We start from the raw sequence: 15579 nt of genomic DNA on the forward strand, positions 1-15579 counted from the left end.
AGCACACCGATAGATCGACTGGATTCCCGCATGCGCGGGAATGACGAGACAGGAAGCGGGATCGGGTGATTGATTCACCGGATCTCAGTCCTCACGCCCCGGCTGCGCCCGGTCGACGCGCAACTCGCGCTGCCAGGCCGACGCGTCATCGATGGAGGCGAAAGTTCCCGCTTGCGTGACGGCGGCCAGCGCCTGACGCATTACCGCCCGACGGTCGATTTCAGTGGCGATGTCTTCGTCAATTATCGTCTCAGCCTGCGGCAGCGCCTGCACCGCTTGCATCAAGCGCGCCCATTCCTGCTCGCGCTCGGCAGCACTGCGTTCGCTGCCCACGACCAGCACTTCGACCAAGGTCCCCGGCGCAAAAGGCAGGTGTGTGATGGTGAGTTCGCCAGTGGCTTGAATGCGGGCAGTGGTTTTATGGACTGGCATCGTGGTCTCCTTCGGGTACGCGGGATGTATCGAGCAAGGCCGCCGGGCTGATGGCGGCGAGTTCCTGGGCGAGTCGGTCGAGGGTTTCGGCCAGATCGACCGGGCGGTTGTCGATCAGTGGGAACTCGGCCACGATCCCTGAGCCCAGTTCGTAGAAGTCCTCAAAGGGAGCCGTGCGTTGGCGAGCCCCCTTCTGGTCAACAGTGCTGCCGCGGTTTTGGCTTACTTGCTTTAGCCAGAAGCACGCTACGGAGGAATTCAGTAGCCCAAGCAGCCCGAGGTGTTCGTTCAGATCTGCCAGTTTCGGCAAGCGGATTACGGGTGCCGTCCGGTTGAATGCCTTACCGCCACGGTCGAGCAAGAAATGGTTGTGAGTAGAGACGAAGGAGAAGGGAATTAGATATGGGGCCAGCGTGCGCTCAGAAGAAACGAAGCTAAGTTCCCACCACGCCTTACCCGCCATCTCGGGGGTCTTCCCAAACATGAGACGGTTACGCAGCTTAGTCCGCATCTTCCAAAAGTGGTTTTCAAGTTTCGAGCATGCGGGAGATGCGGTCGCCGAATGCATGCCGTCCCTTTCTATGTACGGAAAGATAGCTACATCCGAAGGTGTGTGGGTCCAATCCCTTACCTCATCACCCACGCCGAACTCTTTTGTCGGCGCCTCGATCTTGGCGGCGACGTGTGGCGGCATTACATATACGTCGTCTTCGCCTGTAATGACCGCAAAGCCGATCGAAATCGACCACGTCTTCAGCACCTCGCGGCCACCTTCAATCCTTTGTTTTACCCCGAGTACGCCGCCACCCCCGATGCTCCACGGATGCCTGGCAAACGTCGCCCTGGGCGTGTCGGCGACGCTGACGAACTCGCTCTCCGACCCCGCGCGGTCGATCTGCCCGACGATCGCCGACCACACCAGCCCCTGCGCCGGATCGTCCGGCGTACTCGGCTCGCCCTTGATCCCCATCACCGTGCGCACCGCATCACTGACCGGCGCGCGATGCCGGCCGAACAGGATCACCGTCGGGGTGCCGTGGCCGGGGATGTAGGCGCCCGAGGTATCGACCACATGCGTGAGGTCCAGCCGTGGCAGGACCTGCTCGATCAGCTTGGCTCCAAACTCGCGTTTCATGAACGAGTTGGCAGTGATCAACCCGACGTAGCCGGCCGGCTGGGCATCACGTCCGGTAACTGCCAGTTCGAAGAAGCGGTCGGTGAAAGGCGCGCCGAGCGAATACTTCATGTGGCAACTGGCGTACTGCCTGCGATAGGCCGCGTTCAGCGCCGCGTCGCGGACGACGATGTACGGCGGGTTGCCGACCACGGCGTGGTACTGACGGCCCAGGATTTCCTGGACTTCAGCCAGGTCTTCGCTGGCGTACGCATGCGCCAAACCGGTATCGGCAAAATGTTCGGATCCCTGGAACATGTCCTCGGTGGCGCTCAGCCCGAAGCGCCGGCCGTGCAGCAGGCTGTCGCCAATGGCAACATGAATCTTGAAGTCGAGCGCCTCGGCCATTCGATGCACATCGCTGGCCTTCAACGCAGCCAACAACAGGCGGAAGCGCGCGATGGCCACCGCGAACGGATTCAGGTCAACGCCAGCGACCGCGTTCAGCGCCTTCTGCGCGATGTCGCGACGGTTGCGTCCCGGCTCGTTGCTCGACCACTCTTCAACCAGGCGATGGAAGCCACCGAGGAGGAAGTGCCCCGACCCGCAGGTCGGATCGATCATCCGCACTTCGCGATAGCCGAACTCGTTGATCGCCGGGGTCAGCGTCCGGTCGAGGATGAACTCCTCGACGAACTCGGGCGTTTGCAGCAACGCATAGCGCTTGCGCGTCGCTTCGCTGAGGTCCTGATAAAGGTCACCGAGGAATCGTGTGTTCCAGCTCGGATCGGTGAAGTCGCGGATTAGCGCCCCGGAATCGGCGGCAACCTCCTGCCAGAACTGCATCACCGCCATCGCCGCATCACCGCTTATCCCTAAGCGAAAAACCGGGTTGTGGGCGCCGTCGAAGAAAGTGTGCAGGCCCGGCAGCGCTCCCGCCTCACGGAAACAGGCAAGCAGATAGTCGCGATCGTTCTGATGCGGATGTTCGCGGAAGTAGGCGTCATGCCGGTCGCGCGCCAGGGCCAGTCGGCCTGATTGCGGTGTGCCGCTGATCCACGGCCGGTCCACTAACTCGTTGTCCTCGATGAAGCGAAGAAACACGCAGCTCAACAGCCAGTGCACGCCGGCCTGAGTGATGGCCTGTTCTCCCCAGGATTCGAAGGCCTCCGCCGTGCGCCCGGCATCGCGCGCCGCCTGCCACTCGGCCTGCAGTTGGGTGCGCAGTTCCGGCACCTCGCTCGCTGAACTGAGGGCGCGTTCGCGCAGGTCGTCTTCGAGCCGCTTGAGCAGGCGGGTCAGGTCAGCGAGCAGGATTTGGGCATTGATCATCGGTGGGCTTCGGGGACAGGTCGCGACAGCGACGTTTGCGATTGTACGGGCTGGGGTTACAAGGCACGGCAGTGATCCGTCGGTTTTCCCCCATCCCCCTCCCAGCCTCCCCCTTGAAGGGGGAGGAGTTCCATGGGCGATAGGGAGTGAATGAAAGTGCGGGGGTCACGAGCCTCGCCGGTGTGGCTACTCCCTCCCCTTCAAGGGGAGGGCCGGGGTGGGGATGGGGTCATCAGCGAGGCATCCTCCCCGGATTCTTCTTGCAACGCCGTCCAGATCGCTTCTACCACAGCATCCGTTTCCTGTAACACCTGGTTGTTCCAAAATCGCATGATGAAAAAACCCGCCTCCTGCAATCGCCGATCCCGCGCCCGATCTGCCTCACAGTCCTGATGCTGGCCTCCATCGACCTCCACGATCAGCCGCCTTTCCAGGCACACAAAGTCGAGCACATAATCCAGGAACGGATGCTGACGGCGGAATTTGAAACCGGCATTCTGCCGAGCGCGCAGACGTTGCCATAATCGAGTTTCGGCATCGGTCATGTGGGTGCGCAGCTTTTTCTGAAGCGCAGGGGTGAGGATCGAACGGTTTGTCTGCCCTTTCATGCTCCTGTTTCCTTGTCCATTCAGGCCGCGGCGGCGCGGTGCAGGTTTCTGGCCCAGGCGACGGGAACGTTCGCCCACTGGGTTGAGGTGATCACCGGTACGGGGACGTCGTCGACGGTAGGCAGACCGGTGGCCGCCATCGGCAGCAGCATCCACAGGCTGGCCAGTTTGCCCGGGCGGCCGACCTCGTCACGCAGCTCGTCGATCAGTGGCATCAGGCCATAGCGGGCAATCAGGCCCAAATTGACCAGCAGGACAGGATCTGTGGCATCGAGCAGCGCCTGCTTCACCTGCGGCAGCGCCTTGTGTACCAGGCGCATCAGGCGACTCCAATCGGTGCTGGTGGGGGCTGCGCCGTCGGCGGTGAGCACAAGATTCCAGTTGACCTTCAGCGTTTCGGCCTGTTGGCGCAGGGCCTTGAGCATGAGCGTGTCGAAGCTCAGCCGCTGGCGGCCGAAGCGGCGCAGCAACTCGGCTTCGACATGGTGCGCAAGCCGCGGCTCGACGGTCAGCACGAGAAAACCGCCAGCCTTGTGGGCATAAGCGAGCCGATCTTCCAGCTTCTGCGCCTCGATCGCCGGGGCGGATGCCTCGTTGGTGCCCGCATCCGATGCCGGCAAGCCGCGCTCCATGGTCGTGGTGACGCGCGAGTATTGCGTGGTGGTGCCCGCCGACGGGCCGAGCGCTTGCGTCGACGGCACGTAGCCCGAGCCAGCCGGGGTGTCGTCGCTCCAGACGAGCAGCGCGCCAACGTCGGCCAGAAGCGTGTCGAGGAGTGGGCGCTGCGGCAGCGGCTGTGCTTCGGGGTAGCGTCCGGCTACCCGGTCCTGCACGTCCTTGAGCTTGAGGAAACGCACCCCCATCAGCGCGCCTAGCGACTGGCGCAAGGCCAGCGCAGCGGCCATGCCGCGCGGATAGATTTCCTGGCGGCTGGACAGCGCCGCGTGCTGCGCTGCGGCGGTCGCCAGGCGTAACAGGCGCTGTGCCGAAAGCGCCGGACTGACCTCGGGTGCGGGCACCGACGCCAATGTTTCGAGGGCTCTCTGCGGCGTCAGCAAGGGTTCGGCCTGCGCGCAGGCGTCTGCCGACGAACCGAGCCGACGGGCGTATTCGGCCAGCTCGACAGAAAAGGCGATCAGCGGCCAGGGGCGGTGCTCGAATTCCTGAAAACGCAGACGCTCCAGGTGGGCTTCGGCTTCGCAGCATGCGCGGACGACGGCGGTCGCCAGGCGCAGGCGCTCGGGCTCGTCCTGCGACGCACAGCCGCGCATGGCGAGCAGCGCCAACGCCAGCTCGGGCACGGTCATCACCCCGCCCTGGGTGGAGAGCAGGCTTTCGAAGTGATTACGCAGTTCGGTGAGCTGCGGCGTTTTCAGCCAGCGCTCACGAGCTTTCAGCAAGGCGGCGGAAAGGTCATTGCGGTCGATCGCAAGTGCGCTGGCGGCAACGCCCAGCGGTGTCCATAGGCTCGAGCCTTCGGCCTCTTCCAGGCCAAGGTAGATGGCCAGTGCGGTTTCTTCGACACGGTCGTCGCCGGCCGGCCGGCGCGGCAGGAGCTGCGCCGCCAACTCATTGACGCTGATCGCGCCGGCGGCTGCCGAATCGTCATCGACCTCGTGCAGCGTCGGACGGCCTTGAACGAGGTCCGGCCGGATGGCAGCCAGGGCTTTGGCCTTGAGGCGGATTTCCTTGCGGATGCGATCGCCGACGCCGCGCAGATAGCGGAAGCGCACGCGATCGACCGCCAACAGCTCGCGCGCGTTGTGGATGGCCATCGCTTCGAGCACGTTCTGTGCTTCGACGCTGTAGCCCAATTCGGCCATGTTGGTGCTGGCGGTGGCCAGGCGGGCGACGGCTTCGAACGGGTCGGCCGACTGCTGGCTCGCCGTCGCGCCGGCCTCGAAGATCCGGCGCCAGTCGCGCAGCATCTCTTCGGCATTGTCGAAGCGCTTGAGCGGGTTGCGGTTCAGCGCTCTGGCGAAGAATGCGGTGAAATCGTCGCGCAGCAAGGGGTCGAAGCGCTCGCTGGCGAGCGTGGCTTCGCAATCGAGCATCGACGCTTGTGTCTTGCCATCGCCCCAGCGCGGCGCTACGCCGGTGACCATTTCGTGCAGGGTGACGGCGAGCGCAAAGCGCTCGGCCTGGAGATCCCAGCGCGCCGGTTTGCGCAGTGAGAGGAAAGGGTCGAGATAGGGATGCGTGCCGGCGGAGATGTTCTCGGCCGAGGTACGGGTCAGCGAGAAATCAAACAGGACCAGTTGCAGCTTGCCGCGGGTACCGGCCTGCGACATGCCGATGTTGTCGGGCTTGATGTCGCGGTGGGCGACGCCTTGCTGATCGAGATAATCGACCGCCTGGATCAGCTCTTCGCCGAAGCGTTGCAGGAGGTCGAGCGACAGGCGAGCCTCTTCGCGGATGCGGTCGGCCAGGGTCTTTTCGCCAGCTTTGCGCATGAGCAGCGCCGTCCGGCCATTGACGCTGAGCGTGCGCTGCCACTCGACGATGTTCGGATGACGAAGTTTCGCAAGCGCTTCACCCTCGGCGGTGAGACGGTCATTGAAGCTCGCGTCGAGGGCGACCTTGAGGATCATCTCTTCGCTTTTGCCATCCTCGCGGACCAGCAGCACGTCGGCCGACGAGCCTCGGCCCATCTTGCGAATCACCGTGAAGCCGCCTTCGATGCGCTCGTCGCGATTGGCCGCGGCCGGATCGACGGTGGCCTCGGGTTCCGGGGTAGTCAGTTCATCGACGACCTTGTCAAGGTCTCGCAGGAACTCGTCGATGGTGCCGTAGCGGCCCATGACGTCGGGACAGGTGCTGTACTGGATGAGGTCCTGAAGCTGCTTGCCGCAGCCGTCGAGCACGTCCGACAGCCGCAGGCCTTGCCCAATGCGCAGCTTTTCGGCGAGATCGAGAACCGAGCTTGCCGGTGGCTGGCCGGAGAAGACGTGATAGGTGATCGCACCCAGGCTGAAGACATCCAGGCTGGGGCCTTGCTGCGCCTCTGACTGCGAAGTTTCCGGAGCCAGATAGACCAGGCCGGGGTCCTCGACATACTCCTCGACGTGCATGGTGCCGCCGACGGTGCGGCGCGCTGGATCGATGGTGTCGCTGCTCTGCGTTCCCTCTCGTGTACCCGTCTGCCAGTTCATGATGCGCGGCCGTGGCGTTGCGCCGGCAACGTCCTGAACCAGGACGCTTTGCGGACACAAGGCGCGGTGGTAGAGGCGCTTCTGGTGGGCGTGTTTGAGGGTCTCGGCCAAATCACGGACGATCTGCAGGCGCTGGTCTACGCTGAGCGGTTGGCCTCGCTGTTGACCCCGCTGTTGACCCATCTCGCGCAGCAGGAAGTCGAGCCGGATGGCCTTGGGGTCGTGATCGAAGATGAGCGCCGGGCCGAGTTCGCTGTCCTGGTAGTCCTTGACCTTGACGATGCCCGGGTGGTCAATGCCTTCGAGGATCTGGAACTCTCGCTGCGCCTGGCGAACCAGCGACTTGCGCGCATCGGGCGTGGTGGCAGCGGCGACCGTGTAGATGCGAACGCGCCGGCGTACGGCCGCCATCGCGGTGTGCGTGCCCTCCCAGTCCTGGTAGGAGCCGCCTTCCGACAACAGCGCGCCGAGCTGGTAGTCGCCAATCTTGCGATGCTTGTTCGAGGGCCTTATGCCGGCCTCTGCCATGGCCCGGGCAAGCACCCGGGCGTGCTGATGGTCGATGTGGCTGGGCTGGATCGCGCGGGCACCACCGCTGCCGTTTTGCAATGCGTCGATGATGCCGGTATCGGACTCGCTGTTCGGCTGACCGCGCAGGTAGGTGCCGGAGCGGGCCGGGCCACTGAGTTTGCAGGCAAGGCTGGTGGCCGACAGGAAAATCAGCGGCTCGACGAAGGGCAAGCGCACCTTGGCCTTGAATACCGACGACTGCCGCCGCAACAGGCTGGCCAGTCGCTTCGACTTGCGGTTGGCGAGGATCAGCGGGTTGTCGCAGGCCCGTTCACGACCGTCGGTGACCCACAGCCAGGTATGCGCATCGCCGGTGACGTCGCCAGGCCGGCTCTTGATCTCGATGAGGAAAAGACCCGCTGGCGTCAGGATCAGCGCGTCAACCTCGTTGACCTTGCCCTCCTCGTCGATGAATTCGAAGTTGGTCCAGGCGTGCCAGGGCTCGCGATCGGGAAGGTGCTTGCGCAGCCAGTCCAGGGCCTCGCGCTCCCAGGCGAACTGCGACTGTGAGACGGCCTGCCAGCGGCTGAGGCTCATGGGCATTCAGGTCGCTCGCGCAGTCGGCGGGTTGTCGTTTTGCCGAGGCTCGTCCGGGACGATTTCCAGCAGATCACCGAGCCCGCAGCCGAGGACCGTGCAGATTCGCTCGAGCGCAGAGAGATCGACCCGGGTCGCCCGATCGCGCGTCAATGCGGCCACCGTGCTGCGATTGACGTTCGCCAGCCGCGCCAACTCGGTCGCTTTCAGATAATGGCGGCGCATGAGTTCGACGAGGTGAGAACGGACCATGAAATCTCGATTTATGGCGGGGTGTTGCGCAGGATAGCACCATTCCCTGGTTGAGCATGTTTGTCTGCGCATGCGCCGCCAGTGTCGCCTGCGCCAGTCGTTAAATCCGCCGGGGCGCTTGTCGGCACGCTGTTTGGTGCTTGCGCCGTGCATTCAACTGGCCCGTTGGCAGCAGGCTGGGCTAAACTTCGCACTTTTCTTTCCCCAGGAGCGACCATGCCCATTGTCACCACCCCCAGCGGTCTCCAGATCGAAGAGATCATCACCGGCAGCGGTCCCACCGCCATCGCTGGCCAGCATGTCATCGTGCACTACACCGGCTGGCTGGCCGATGGCAAGAAGTTCGATTCGAGCAAGGATCGCAACGAGCCCTTCCGCTTTGCGCTTGACGGACGGCACGTGATTGCCGGCTGGGAAGAAGGCGTTCCCGGCATGAGCGTCGGTGGCATTCGCAAGCTGACCATTCCCGCCGAGCTGGCTTACGGTGCGCGCGGGGCCGGCAAGTTGATCCCGCCGCACGCCAAGCTGGTATTCGAGATCGAGTTGCTCGATATTGCCTGATCGATGGCCGACCGGCCACGCAAGACGCTGACGCCCAGCGCAGCAGCGAGTGGAGTGCCGGTCGGCGCCGGCCCTCCGCCGGTGCGCGGCCGGATGACCAGGCAGCGGCCGGCGGCGGCAGTTGACGCCGCTGCGCTGCCGGTCGGTGCGCCGGCGGCTCTGTCGCCGAGGTCACCGACGGCGGCCAGCCCGCCGCCCGACGGCGTGCGGATTTCCAAGCTGATGGCCGCGCGAGGACTCTGTTCGCGCCGTGACGCCGATGAGTACATCACGCGCGGCTGGGTCTTCGTCGATGGGCGGCGAGTCAGCGAGCTCGGCACCCGCGCCGGGCCAAAAGCCGTGATTACCCTGGACCGGCGGGCGCAGGCGCAGCAGCACAGCCAGATGACCATCCTGCTGCACAAACCGATGGGTTATGTCTCGGGGCAGCCGGAACCTGGCTGTACGCCAGCGGTGACCTTGATCCAGCCGGAGAGACAATGCCGAACGCCGGATACGCCGGCCTTTCATCCTTCCTGTCTCAAGGGGCTGGCACCGGCTGGCCGCCTGGACATCGATTCAACGGGCCTGCTGGTGCTGACCCAGGATGGCCGGGTGGCCCGCAGGTTGATCGGTGAAGACTCGACGATCGACAAGGAATACCTGGTGCGTGTCGAAGGCCACCTGGACGCCCGCGGCCTGGCGCTGCTCAATCACGGGCTCAGCCTCGACGAACGGACCTTGAAGCCGGCCAAGGTGGAATGGCTCAACGACGATCAGCTTCGCTTCGTGCTGCGCGAGGGCAGAAAGCGACAGATCCGCCGGATGTGCGAGCTGGTCGGGCTGCGCGTGACCGGCCTCAAGCGCGTGCGCATCGGGGCGGTCAGACTCGCCGACCTGCCGCTCGGTCAATGGCGTTTCCTGCGCCCCGACGAAGCCTTCTGAGTGCGTTGCCGGTGACGGCCGAGTTCAGAGGAAAACCGGCTCGGGAGTCAGTTCAACGCCAAAGCGCTCGCCGACAGATGCCTGCACGGCGCGCGCCAGCGCTACGACCTCGGTGCCGGTCGCGCCTCCGCGATTGACCAGCACCAGCGCCTGCTTCTCGTACATTCCTGCCCGGCCAAGGTCGCGACCTTTCCAGCCGCTCTGTTCGATCAACCAGCCGGCAGCGAGCTTGACGCGGCCATCGGCCTGCGGGTAACGCGGCAGGTTCGGATGCGCCGCAGCCAGTCGCTCGCCGACGGCCGCGTCGACCAGCGGATTGTGAAAGAAGCTGCCGGCATTGGGAAGCACGGCCGGATCGGGCAGCTTGCGCCTGCGCACAGCGATGACGGCGTCGGCAATCTGGCGGGCATTCGGGCGGCCGAGCTGCTGCCGATCGAGTTCGGCGGCCAGATCGGCGTAAGCGGTCAGCGGCCGCCAGGCCTTGGCCAGGCGTAATGTCACCCGCGTGATCACCAGGCGCGCGTTCAGGTGCCAGCCCTCGTGCTTGAAGATGCTGTCACGGTAGGCAAAGCGGCAGGCGTCACGATCGAAGCGCAGCGTCTTGCCAGTCCGCAGGTCGAAGGCTTCGAGCGATTGCAGGCGATCCGCCATTTCGAGTCCGTAGGCACCGATGTTCTGGATCGGCGCGGCGCCGACCGTGCCGGGGATCAGCGCCAGGTTCTCTAGTCCCGGCCAGCAGCCCTTGACCAGTGTCCAGTTGACCAGTTGATGCCAGTTCTCGCCGGCACCGGCACGCACATACCAGGCGTCGTCATCCTCGCCGATCAGTTGGCGGCCGCTGATCGCCATGTGCAGGACGATGCCGTCAAAGTCGCCAGTGAGGACCAGGTTGCTGCCGGCACCGAGGACGAAGCGGCGCAGCGCTCTCGTTCCGGCAAGCCGCTCCAGTTGTGCGGTGGACCTGATTTCGGCATAGAAGGCAGCACGGCCGGGCAGCGCCAACGTCGTTCGCGTCGCCAGGTCCACGTCGCGTTCGACGAAGTCGGGAAGCTGCCGGCCAGTCATGGTGCGGCCTGCGCCTAGAGCAGCGGCGCCAGCCAGCGCTGCGCTTCGGCGACACTGAAACCTGCCCGTTGCGCCCAGTCTTCGAGCTGATCACGGGCAATCTTGCTGACCGCGAAATAGCGCGCCTGCGGGTGCGCCAGATAGAAGCCGGAAACCGCCGCGGCGGGTGTCATGGCAAACGATTCGGTCAGTTCCATGCCGGCGTTGCGCGGTGCATCGAGGAGGGTGAACAGCGCAGCCTTGGCCGTGTGATCGGGACACGCCGGATAGCCGGGCGCCGGCCGGATGCCGCGGTAGGCCTCACCGATCAGAGCCTCCCGGTCGAGCAGCTCATCACCGGCGTAGCCCCAGTAATCACGACGTACCTGCGCGTGCAACCACTCGGCGCAGGCCTCGGCCAGGCGGTCGGCGATCGACTTCAACATGATCGCATGGTAATCGTCGTTCGCCGCCGCGAACTCGGCGAGCTTGGCTTCGATGCCGAAGCCGGCGCCGACGGCAAAGGCGCCGATCCAGTCGGACGTTCCCCGGTCGGCGATGAAATCGGTCAGGCAGTAGTGCGGCTTTCCCGCGGGGCGCTCGTGCTGCTGGCGAAGGTTGTGCCAGCGCATCAAGGGCCGGCGGCGCGATTCGTCGGCATAGATTTCAATGTCGTCGCCGACGGCATTGGCCGGGAAGAGCCCGCAGACGGCATGGGCGCTCAACCATTTCTCGGCGATGACTTTTTTGAGCATCGCTTGCGCATCGCTGAACACTGCTCGGGCCGTTGCGCCGACCAGCGCATCGTCGAGAATCTTCGGGTAGCTGCCGGCCAGATCCCAGGTCTGAAAGAAAGGCGCCCAGTCGATGAACTCGGCCAGCGTCGCCAGATCGATCTCGCGCAGCACGTGCAGGCCGGGCTTGTTCGGCGCGGTTGGCCGGTATTCGGCATCGACGTCCCACACGAAGCGGTTGTCGCGCGCAGCCTCGATGGTCACCAGCGGGATGCCCTTCTTCCTGGCGTGCTGCGACCGCAGCTTTTCATAGTCGGCGGCCAGTTCGGCCTTGAAGTCGGCCGCGTGGTCGATAGACAGCAAGCGGGTGACGACGCCGACGGCACGCGAAGCGTCGGGGACATAGACCACCGGACCGGAATAGTTCGGCGCGATCTTGATCGCCGTGTGTGCGCGACTGGTCGTCGCGCCACCGATCAGGAGCGGCACCGGTGGGCTTCCATCGATCCCGGTGGCAAAGCCGAGGCGCTCCATCTCGGCAGCGACATGGCTCATTTCTTCGAGCGACGGGGTAATCAGCCCCGACAGGCCGACGGCCTGCGCAGCGTGCTCGCGCGCAGCGTGCAGAATTCTGTCGCAGGAGACCATGACCCCGAGGTCCACCACTTCGTAGCCGTTGCAGCCCAGCACCACGCCGACGATATTCTTGCCGATGTCGTGCACGTCGCCCTTGACCGTGGCGATGACGATCCTGCCCTTGCTGCTGATGCCGGTGCGCAACTTCTCGGCCTCGATGAAGGGAATCAGGTGCGCTACCGCCTGTTTCATCACCCGCGCCGACTTGACCACCTGCGGCAGGAACATCTTGCCGGCGCCGAAGAGGTCGCCGACGACATTCATGCCGCTCATCAAGGGGCCTTCGATCACCGACAGCGGCGGCTTGCCGGCGGACTCCAGCGCGGCACGACATTCTTCGCAGTCGGCGACGACAAAGTCGTTGATGCCCTTGACCAGCGCGTGCGTCAGGCGCTCGTCGACCGGCAGTTCTCGCCAGGCGAGGTCGAGGCCGCCCATGCCACCCTCCCTGGCCTTGCCCTCCTTGACCGTCTGGGCAAACTCGACGAGCGCTTCGCCGGCGTCTGGGCTGCGGTTGAGGACGACGTCCTCGACCTTGCGGCGCAGCACCGGGTCAAGCTCGTCATAGACGCCGAGCATGCCGGCGTTGACGATACCCATCGACAGTCCGGCCCTGACCGCGTGGTACAGGAAGACGGTGTGGATCGCCTCGCGCACGGCATCGTTGCCGCGAAAGGAGAAGGAGACGTTGGAGACGCCACCGGAGATCTGCGCCCCCGGCAGATGGGAACGAATCCAGACACAGGCCTCGATGAAGTCGACGGCATAGTTGTTGTGCTCTTCGATGCCGGTGGCGATGGCGAAGATGTTCGGGTCGAAGATGATGTCCTCGGGCGGGAAAGCCGCCTGCTCGGTGAGCAGGCGATAGGCGCGGGTGCAGATCTCGGTCTTGCGCGTGTAAGTGTCCGCCTGCCCGGCCTCATCGAAGGCCATGACCACCACGGCGGCCCCGTAACGGCGCGCCAACCCCGCCTGACGAAGGAATTCGGCCTCGCCTTCCTTCATCGAGATCGAGTTCACGATGCCCTTGCCCTGGATGCACTTGAGGCCGGCCTCGATGATCTCCCATTTCGACGAGTCGACCATGATCGGCACGCGCGAGATGTCCGGCTCGCTGGCGATCAGCTTCAGGAAGCGATCCATCGCCGCCTTCGAATCGAGCATCGCCTCGTCCATGTTGATGTCGATCACCTGCGCGCCGTTTTCCACCTGCTGGCGAGCGACGGCCAGGGCATCGTCGAAGCGGCCCTCGAGAATCATCCGGGCAAAGGCCCGTGAACCGGTGACGTTGGTCCGCTCGCCGACGTTGACGAACAAGGAGTCCTTGCCGACATTGAAAGGTTCGAGACCCGCCAGGCGCAGTTTGCGCTCGATGTGCGGGATGACGCGCGGTTTGACGCCGGCAACGCTTCTCGCGATGGCGGCGATATGTTCGGGCGACGTGCCGCAGCAGCCGCCGACGATGTTCACGAAGCCCTTTCTCGCCCAGTCGGCAATTTCCGCAGCCAGTTGCTCCGCTGTTTCGTCGTAGCCGCCGAAAGCGTTCGGCAGACCGGCATTCGGGTGCGCCGAGACAAAGCAATCGCAGATTTGCGACAGTTCGGCGACGTACTGTCGGAGGTCGGCGGCGCCGAGCGCACAGTTGAGGCCGAAGGAGAGTGGGCGGATGTGGTTGAGCGAGTTCCAGAAAGCTTCGGCAGTCTGCCCCGACAGCGTCCGCCCCGAGGCGTCGGTGATGGTGCCCGAGATCATCACCGGCCAGCGGCGACCTGCCTGCTCGAAATACTGTTCGATGGCAAAAAGCGCTGCCTTGGCGTTCAGCGTGTCGAAGACCGTCTCGACCAACAGGATATCGGCGCCACCCACGCACAGCCCACGGATCGCTTCGGCATAGGTGCTGACCAGTTCATCGAAGCTGGTGTTGCGGAAGCCAGGGTCGTTCACGTCCGGCGAAATCGACGCGGTGCGCGACGTCGGGCCGAGCACGCCGGCAACAAAACGCGGCCTGGCCGGGTTGCGGGCGGTGAATTCGTCGCACACGGCCCTCGCCAGTTGCGCTCCAGCGACGTTCAACTCGTAGACGACGGCTTCCAGCCGGTAATCGGCCTGCGAAGCGCTGGTCGAGTTGAAGGTGTTCGTCTCGATGATGTCGGCGCCGGCTGCCAGGTATTCGGAGTGGATGTCACGGATGAGTTCGGGCCGAGTCAGCAGCAACAAGTCGTTGTTGCCCTTCAGATCGTGCGCATGGTCGGCGAAGCGCGTACCGCGGTAGTCCGCCTCCTGCAGCCCGTGGCGCTGGATCATCGTTCCCATCGCGCCGTCGAGAACCAGGATGTCCTGTTCGAGGCGAGTCTTCAGTTCGGCTGTACGGTCAGGCTGCATGTCTATCCCTTTTCTTCGTCGCTGGTCTCGCGCCAGGCGCAAAACAAAAAAACCCGTCGGCGCAAAGCTCGACGGGTCTTGGAATCTTGGAATCCTGCTGGGAGTCCTGCCGGGACTCCTGGTATCGGCCCCGCTTTAGCGGCATTTCTAACGCGCCCGCAATCTGTTGATGTCAAATCGGCGCGAACCCAAGCGCAAGCGTACCATGGCGTCAATCTACCTGTCAGGGAATCGCCTGTCAAGGCAGCATGGCGGGCGCCGCACAGTGAATTTATTCTGACCGACCACAGTCATTCCCGCGCCGGCGGGAATCCAGATTCATCCATTTGTTCAAGATGTTAGAAAGACCGATCTAGAAAAACGAACTGGCTTCCCGCCGACGCGGGAATGACGGTAATTCAAAAAGACTCAGTCCGGGTCACTGCGCGTGTAGGGCTGATGCAGATGCACAACGGCCGACTGCTTTCTGCGCATCCGGATATTGAGCATCTCGACGGTGATCGAGAAGGCCATCGCGAAATAGAGGTAACCCTTCGGCACCTTGTGACCGAAGCCCTCGGCGACCAGCGCCACGCCGACGACCATCAGGAACGACAGGGCGAGCATCTTGATCGTCGGATGCCCGGAAACGAAGCGCCCGATGGCCGCGGCGAAGACCATCATCAGGCCCACAGAAGCGACGACGGCCGCGATCATCACTGCCACTTCGTCGACCATACCGACGGCCGTGATGATCGAATCGAGCGAAAAGACAATGTCGATGATGACGATCTGGAAGATGACCGCCGAGAAGGTTGCTTTGACGGCAGTGGATGCCTCTCCTTCCTCGCCTTCGAGCAACTGATGGACCTCCTGAGTACTCTTCCAGATCAGGAACACGCCGCCGCCGATCAGGATCAGATCGCGCGGCGAGATGGCCTGCCCAAGAATGGCAAACAGCGGCGCTGTGGCACCGACGATCACCGACAGCAGCAGCAGCAGCGCGATGCGCAGGAACATGGCCAGGAACAGGCCCAGCTTGCGGGCTTTCTCCCGTGCCTCCGGCGATAAACGATCGACCAGGATCGAAATGAAAATGATGTTATCAATCCCGAGCACCAACTCGAGGGCAGTGAGCGTTGCAAAGGCCAGCCAGGCCTGCGGGCTGGCGAGGAGAGACATGAAATCCATACGGGTATCCTGAAGGTGGTGGGAGCCGACAAGGCGGCATCGCGCCATTATATTTGGGTGCGGCTCTTTTCGGCCACGCCTTTGAAGCCAAAAAATGGTCAATTTCCGCCTGCTAAGAGCGTCAAAAGCTC

At 64.1% G+C, this 15579-nt stretch carries 10 protein-coding genes; 2 read left to right on the forward strand and 8 right to left on the reverse strand.

From position 1 onward, the window contains the following. Positions 1–84: 84 nt before the first annotated feature. From ACCAA_RS11990 to ACCAA_RS12010, 5 genes are all read right to left on the reverse strand, one after another. On the reverse strand, positions 85–432 hold the full coding sequence (locus ACCAA_RS11990; protein ID WP_186407487.1) for a hypothetical protein: 348 nt from the start codon (positions 430–432) through the stop codon (positions 85–87). Next, positions 419–2878 (reverse strand): BREX-2 system adenine-specific DNA-methyltransferase PglX, encoded by a 2460-nt coding sequence (gene pglX, locus ACCAA_RS11995; protein ID WP_186407488.1) that lies wholly within the window; start codon positions 2876–2878, stop codon positions 419–421. Before pglX ends, ACCAA_RS11990 begins: the two co-directional genes overlap by 14 nt. 200 nt (positions 2879–3078) lie before the next feature. Beyond that, on the reverse strand, positions 3079–3486 hold the full coding sequence (locus ACCAA_RS12000) for an endonuclease domain-containing protein (protein ID WP_186407489.1): 408 nt from the start codon (positions 3484–3486) through the stop codon (positions 3079–3081). 20 nt (positions 3487–3506) lie between these two features. Continuing rightward, positions 3507–7745 (reverse strand): BREX system serine/threonine kinase PglW, encoded by a 4239-nt coding sequence (gene pglW / locus ACCAA_RS12005; protein WP_245754553.1) that lies wholly within the window; start codon positions 7743–7745, stop codon positions 3507–3509. Positions 7746–7751: 6 nt separating this feature from the next. After that, positions 7752–7997, reverse strand: coding sequence for a helix-turn-helix domain-containing protein (locus ACCAA_RS12010; protein ID WP_245754554.1), 246 nt, complete (start codon positions 7995–7997; stop codon positions 7752–7754). A gap of 216 nt (positions 7998–8213) precedes the next feature. Between ACCAA_RS12010 and ACCAA_RS12015 the strand changes: the two genes are divergently transcribed. Both ACCAA_RS12015 and ACCAA_RS12020 read left to right on the forward strand, forming a co-directional pair. Then, positions 8214–8558, forward strand: coding sequence for an FKBP-type peptidyl-prolyl cis-trans isomerase (locus ACCAA_RS12015; RefSeq protein ID WP_186407491.1), 345 nt, complete (start codon positions 8214–8216; stop codon positions 8556–8558). Between the two features lie 3 nt (positions 8559–8561). Further along, positions 8562–9482, forward strand: a complete 921-nt coding sequence (locus ACCAA_RS12020; RefSeq protein ID WP_245754555.1) for a pseudouridine synthase — start codon at positions 8562–8564, stop codon at positions 9480–9482. Between the two features lie 24 nt (positions 9483–9506). On the opposite strand, the gene murB is transcribed toward ACCAA_RS12020, so the two are convergent. The 3 genes from murB to ACCAA_RS12035 form a co-directional block, all read right to left on the reverse strand. After that, positions 9507–10547 carry a UDP-N-acetylmuramate dehydrogenase gene (gene murB / locus ACCAA_RS12025; RefSeq protein WP_186407492.1) on the reverse strand — a complete coding sequence of 347 codons (1041 nt, stop codon included), beginning with the start codon at positions 10545–10547 and terminating at the stop codon, positions 9507–9509. A gap of 14 nt (positions 10548–10561) precedes the next feature. Then, entirely contained in the window at positions 10562–14278 is a 3717-nt protein-coding gene (gene metH, locus ACCAA_RS12030; RefSeq protein WP_186407493.1) for a methionine synthase, read from the reverse strand. A gap of 408 nt (positions 14279–14686) precedes the next feature. Then, entirely contained in the window at positions 14687–15448 is a 762-nt protein-coding gene (locus tag ACCAA_RS12035) for a TerC family protein (protein ID WP_186407494.1), read from the reverse strand. Positions 15449–15579: the final 131 nt, after the last annotated feature.

The sequence above is a fragment of the Candidatus Accumulibacter aalborgensis genome, assembly GCF_900089955.1.
Taxonomy (GTDB): Bacteria; Pseudomonadota; Gammaproteobacteria; order Burkholderiales; family Rhodocyclaceae; genus Accumulibacter; species Accumulibacter aalborgensis.

Coding starts and splice junctions, on each gene's coding strand:
- ACCAA_RS12035 (WP_186407494.1), bottom strand. CDS start 15,448: ATGGATTTCATGTCTCTCCTCGCCAGCCCGCAGGCCTGGCTGGCCTTT.
- ACCAA_RS11990 (WP_186407487.1), bottom strand. CDS start 432: ATGCCAGTCCATAAAACCACTGCCCGCATTCAAGCCACTGGCGAACTC.
- pglW (WP_245754553.1), bottom strand. CDS start 7,745: ATGAGCCTCAGCCGCTGGCAGGCCGTCTCACAGTCGCAGTTCGCCTGG.
- murB (WP_186407492.1), bottom strand. CDS start 10,547: ATGACTGGCCGGCAGCTTCCCGACTTCGTCGAACGCGACGTGGACCTG.
- ACCAA_RS12020 (WP_245754555.1), top strand. CDS start 8,562: ATGGCCGACCGGCCACGCAAGACGCTGACGCCCAGCGCAGCAGCGAGT.
- ACCAA_RS12015 (WP_186407491.1), top strand. CDS start 8,214: ATGCCCATTGTCACCACCCCCAGCGGTCTCCAGATCGAAGAGATCATC.
- ACCAA_RS12000 (WP_186407489.1), bottom strand. CDS start 3,486: ATGAAAGGGCAGACAAACCGTTCGATCCTCACCCCTGCGCTTCAGAAA.
- pglX (WP_186407488.1), bottom strand. CDS start 2,878: ATGATCAATGCCCAAATCCTGCTCGCTGACCTGACCCGCCTGCTCAAG.
- ACCAA_RS12010 (WP_245754554.1), bottom strand. CDS start 7,997: ATGGTCCGTTCTCACCTCGTCGAACTCATGCGCCGCCATTATCTGAAA.
- metH (WP_186407493.1), bottom strand. CDS start 14,278: ATGCAGCCTGACCGTACAGCCGAACTGAAGACTCGCCTCGAACAGGAC.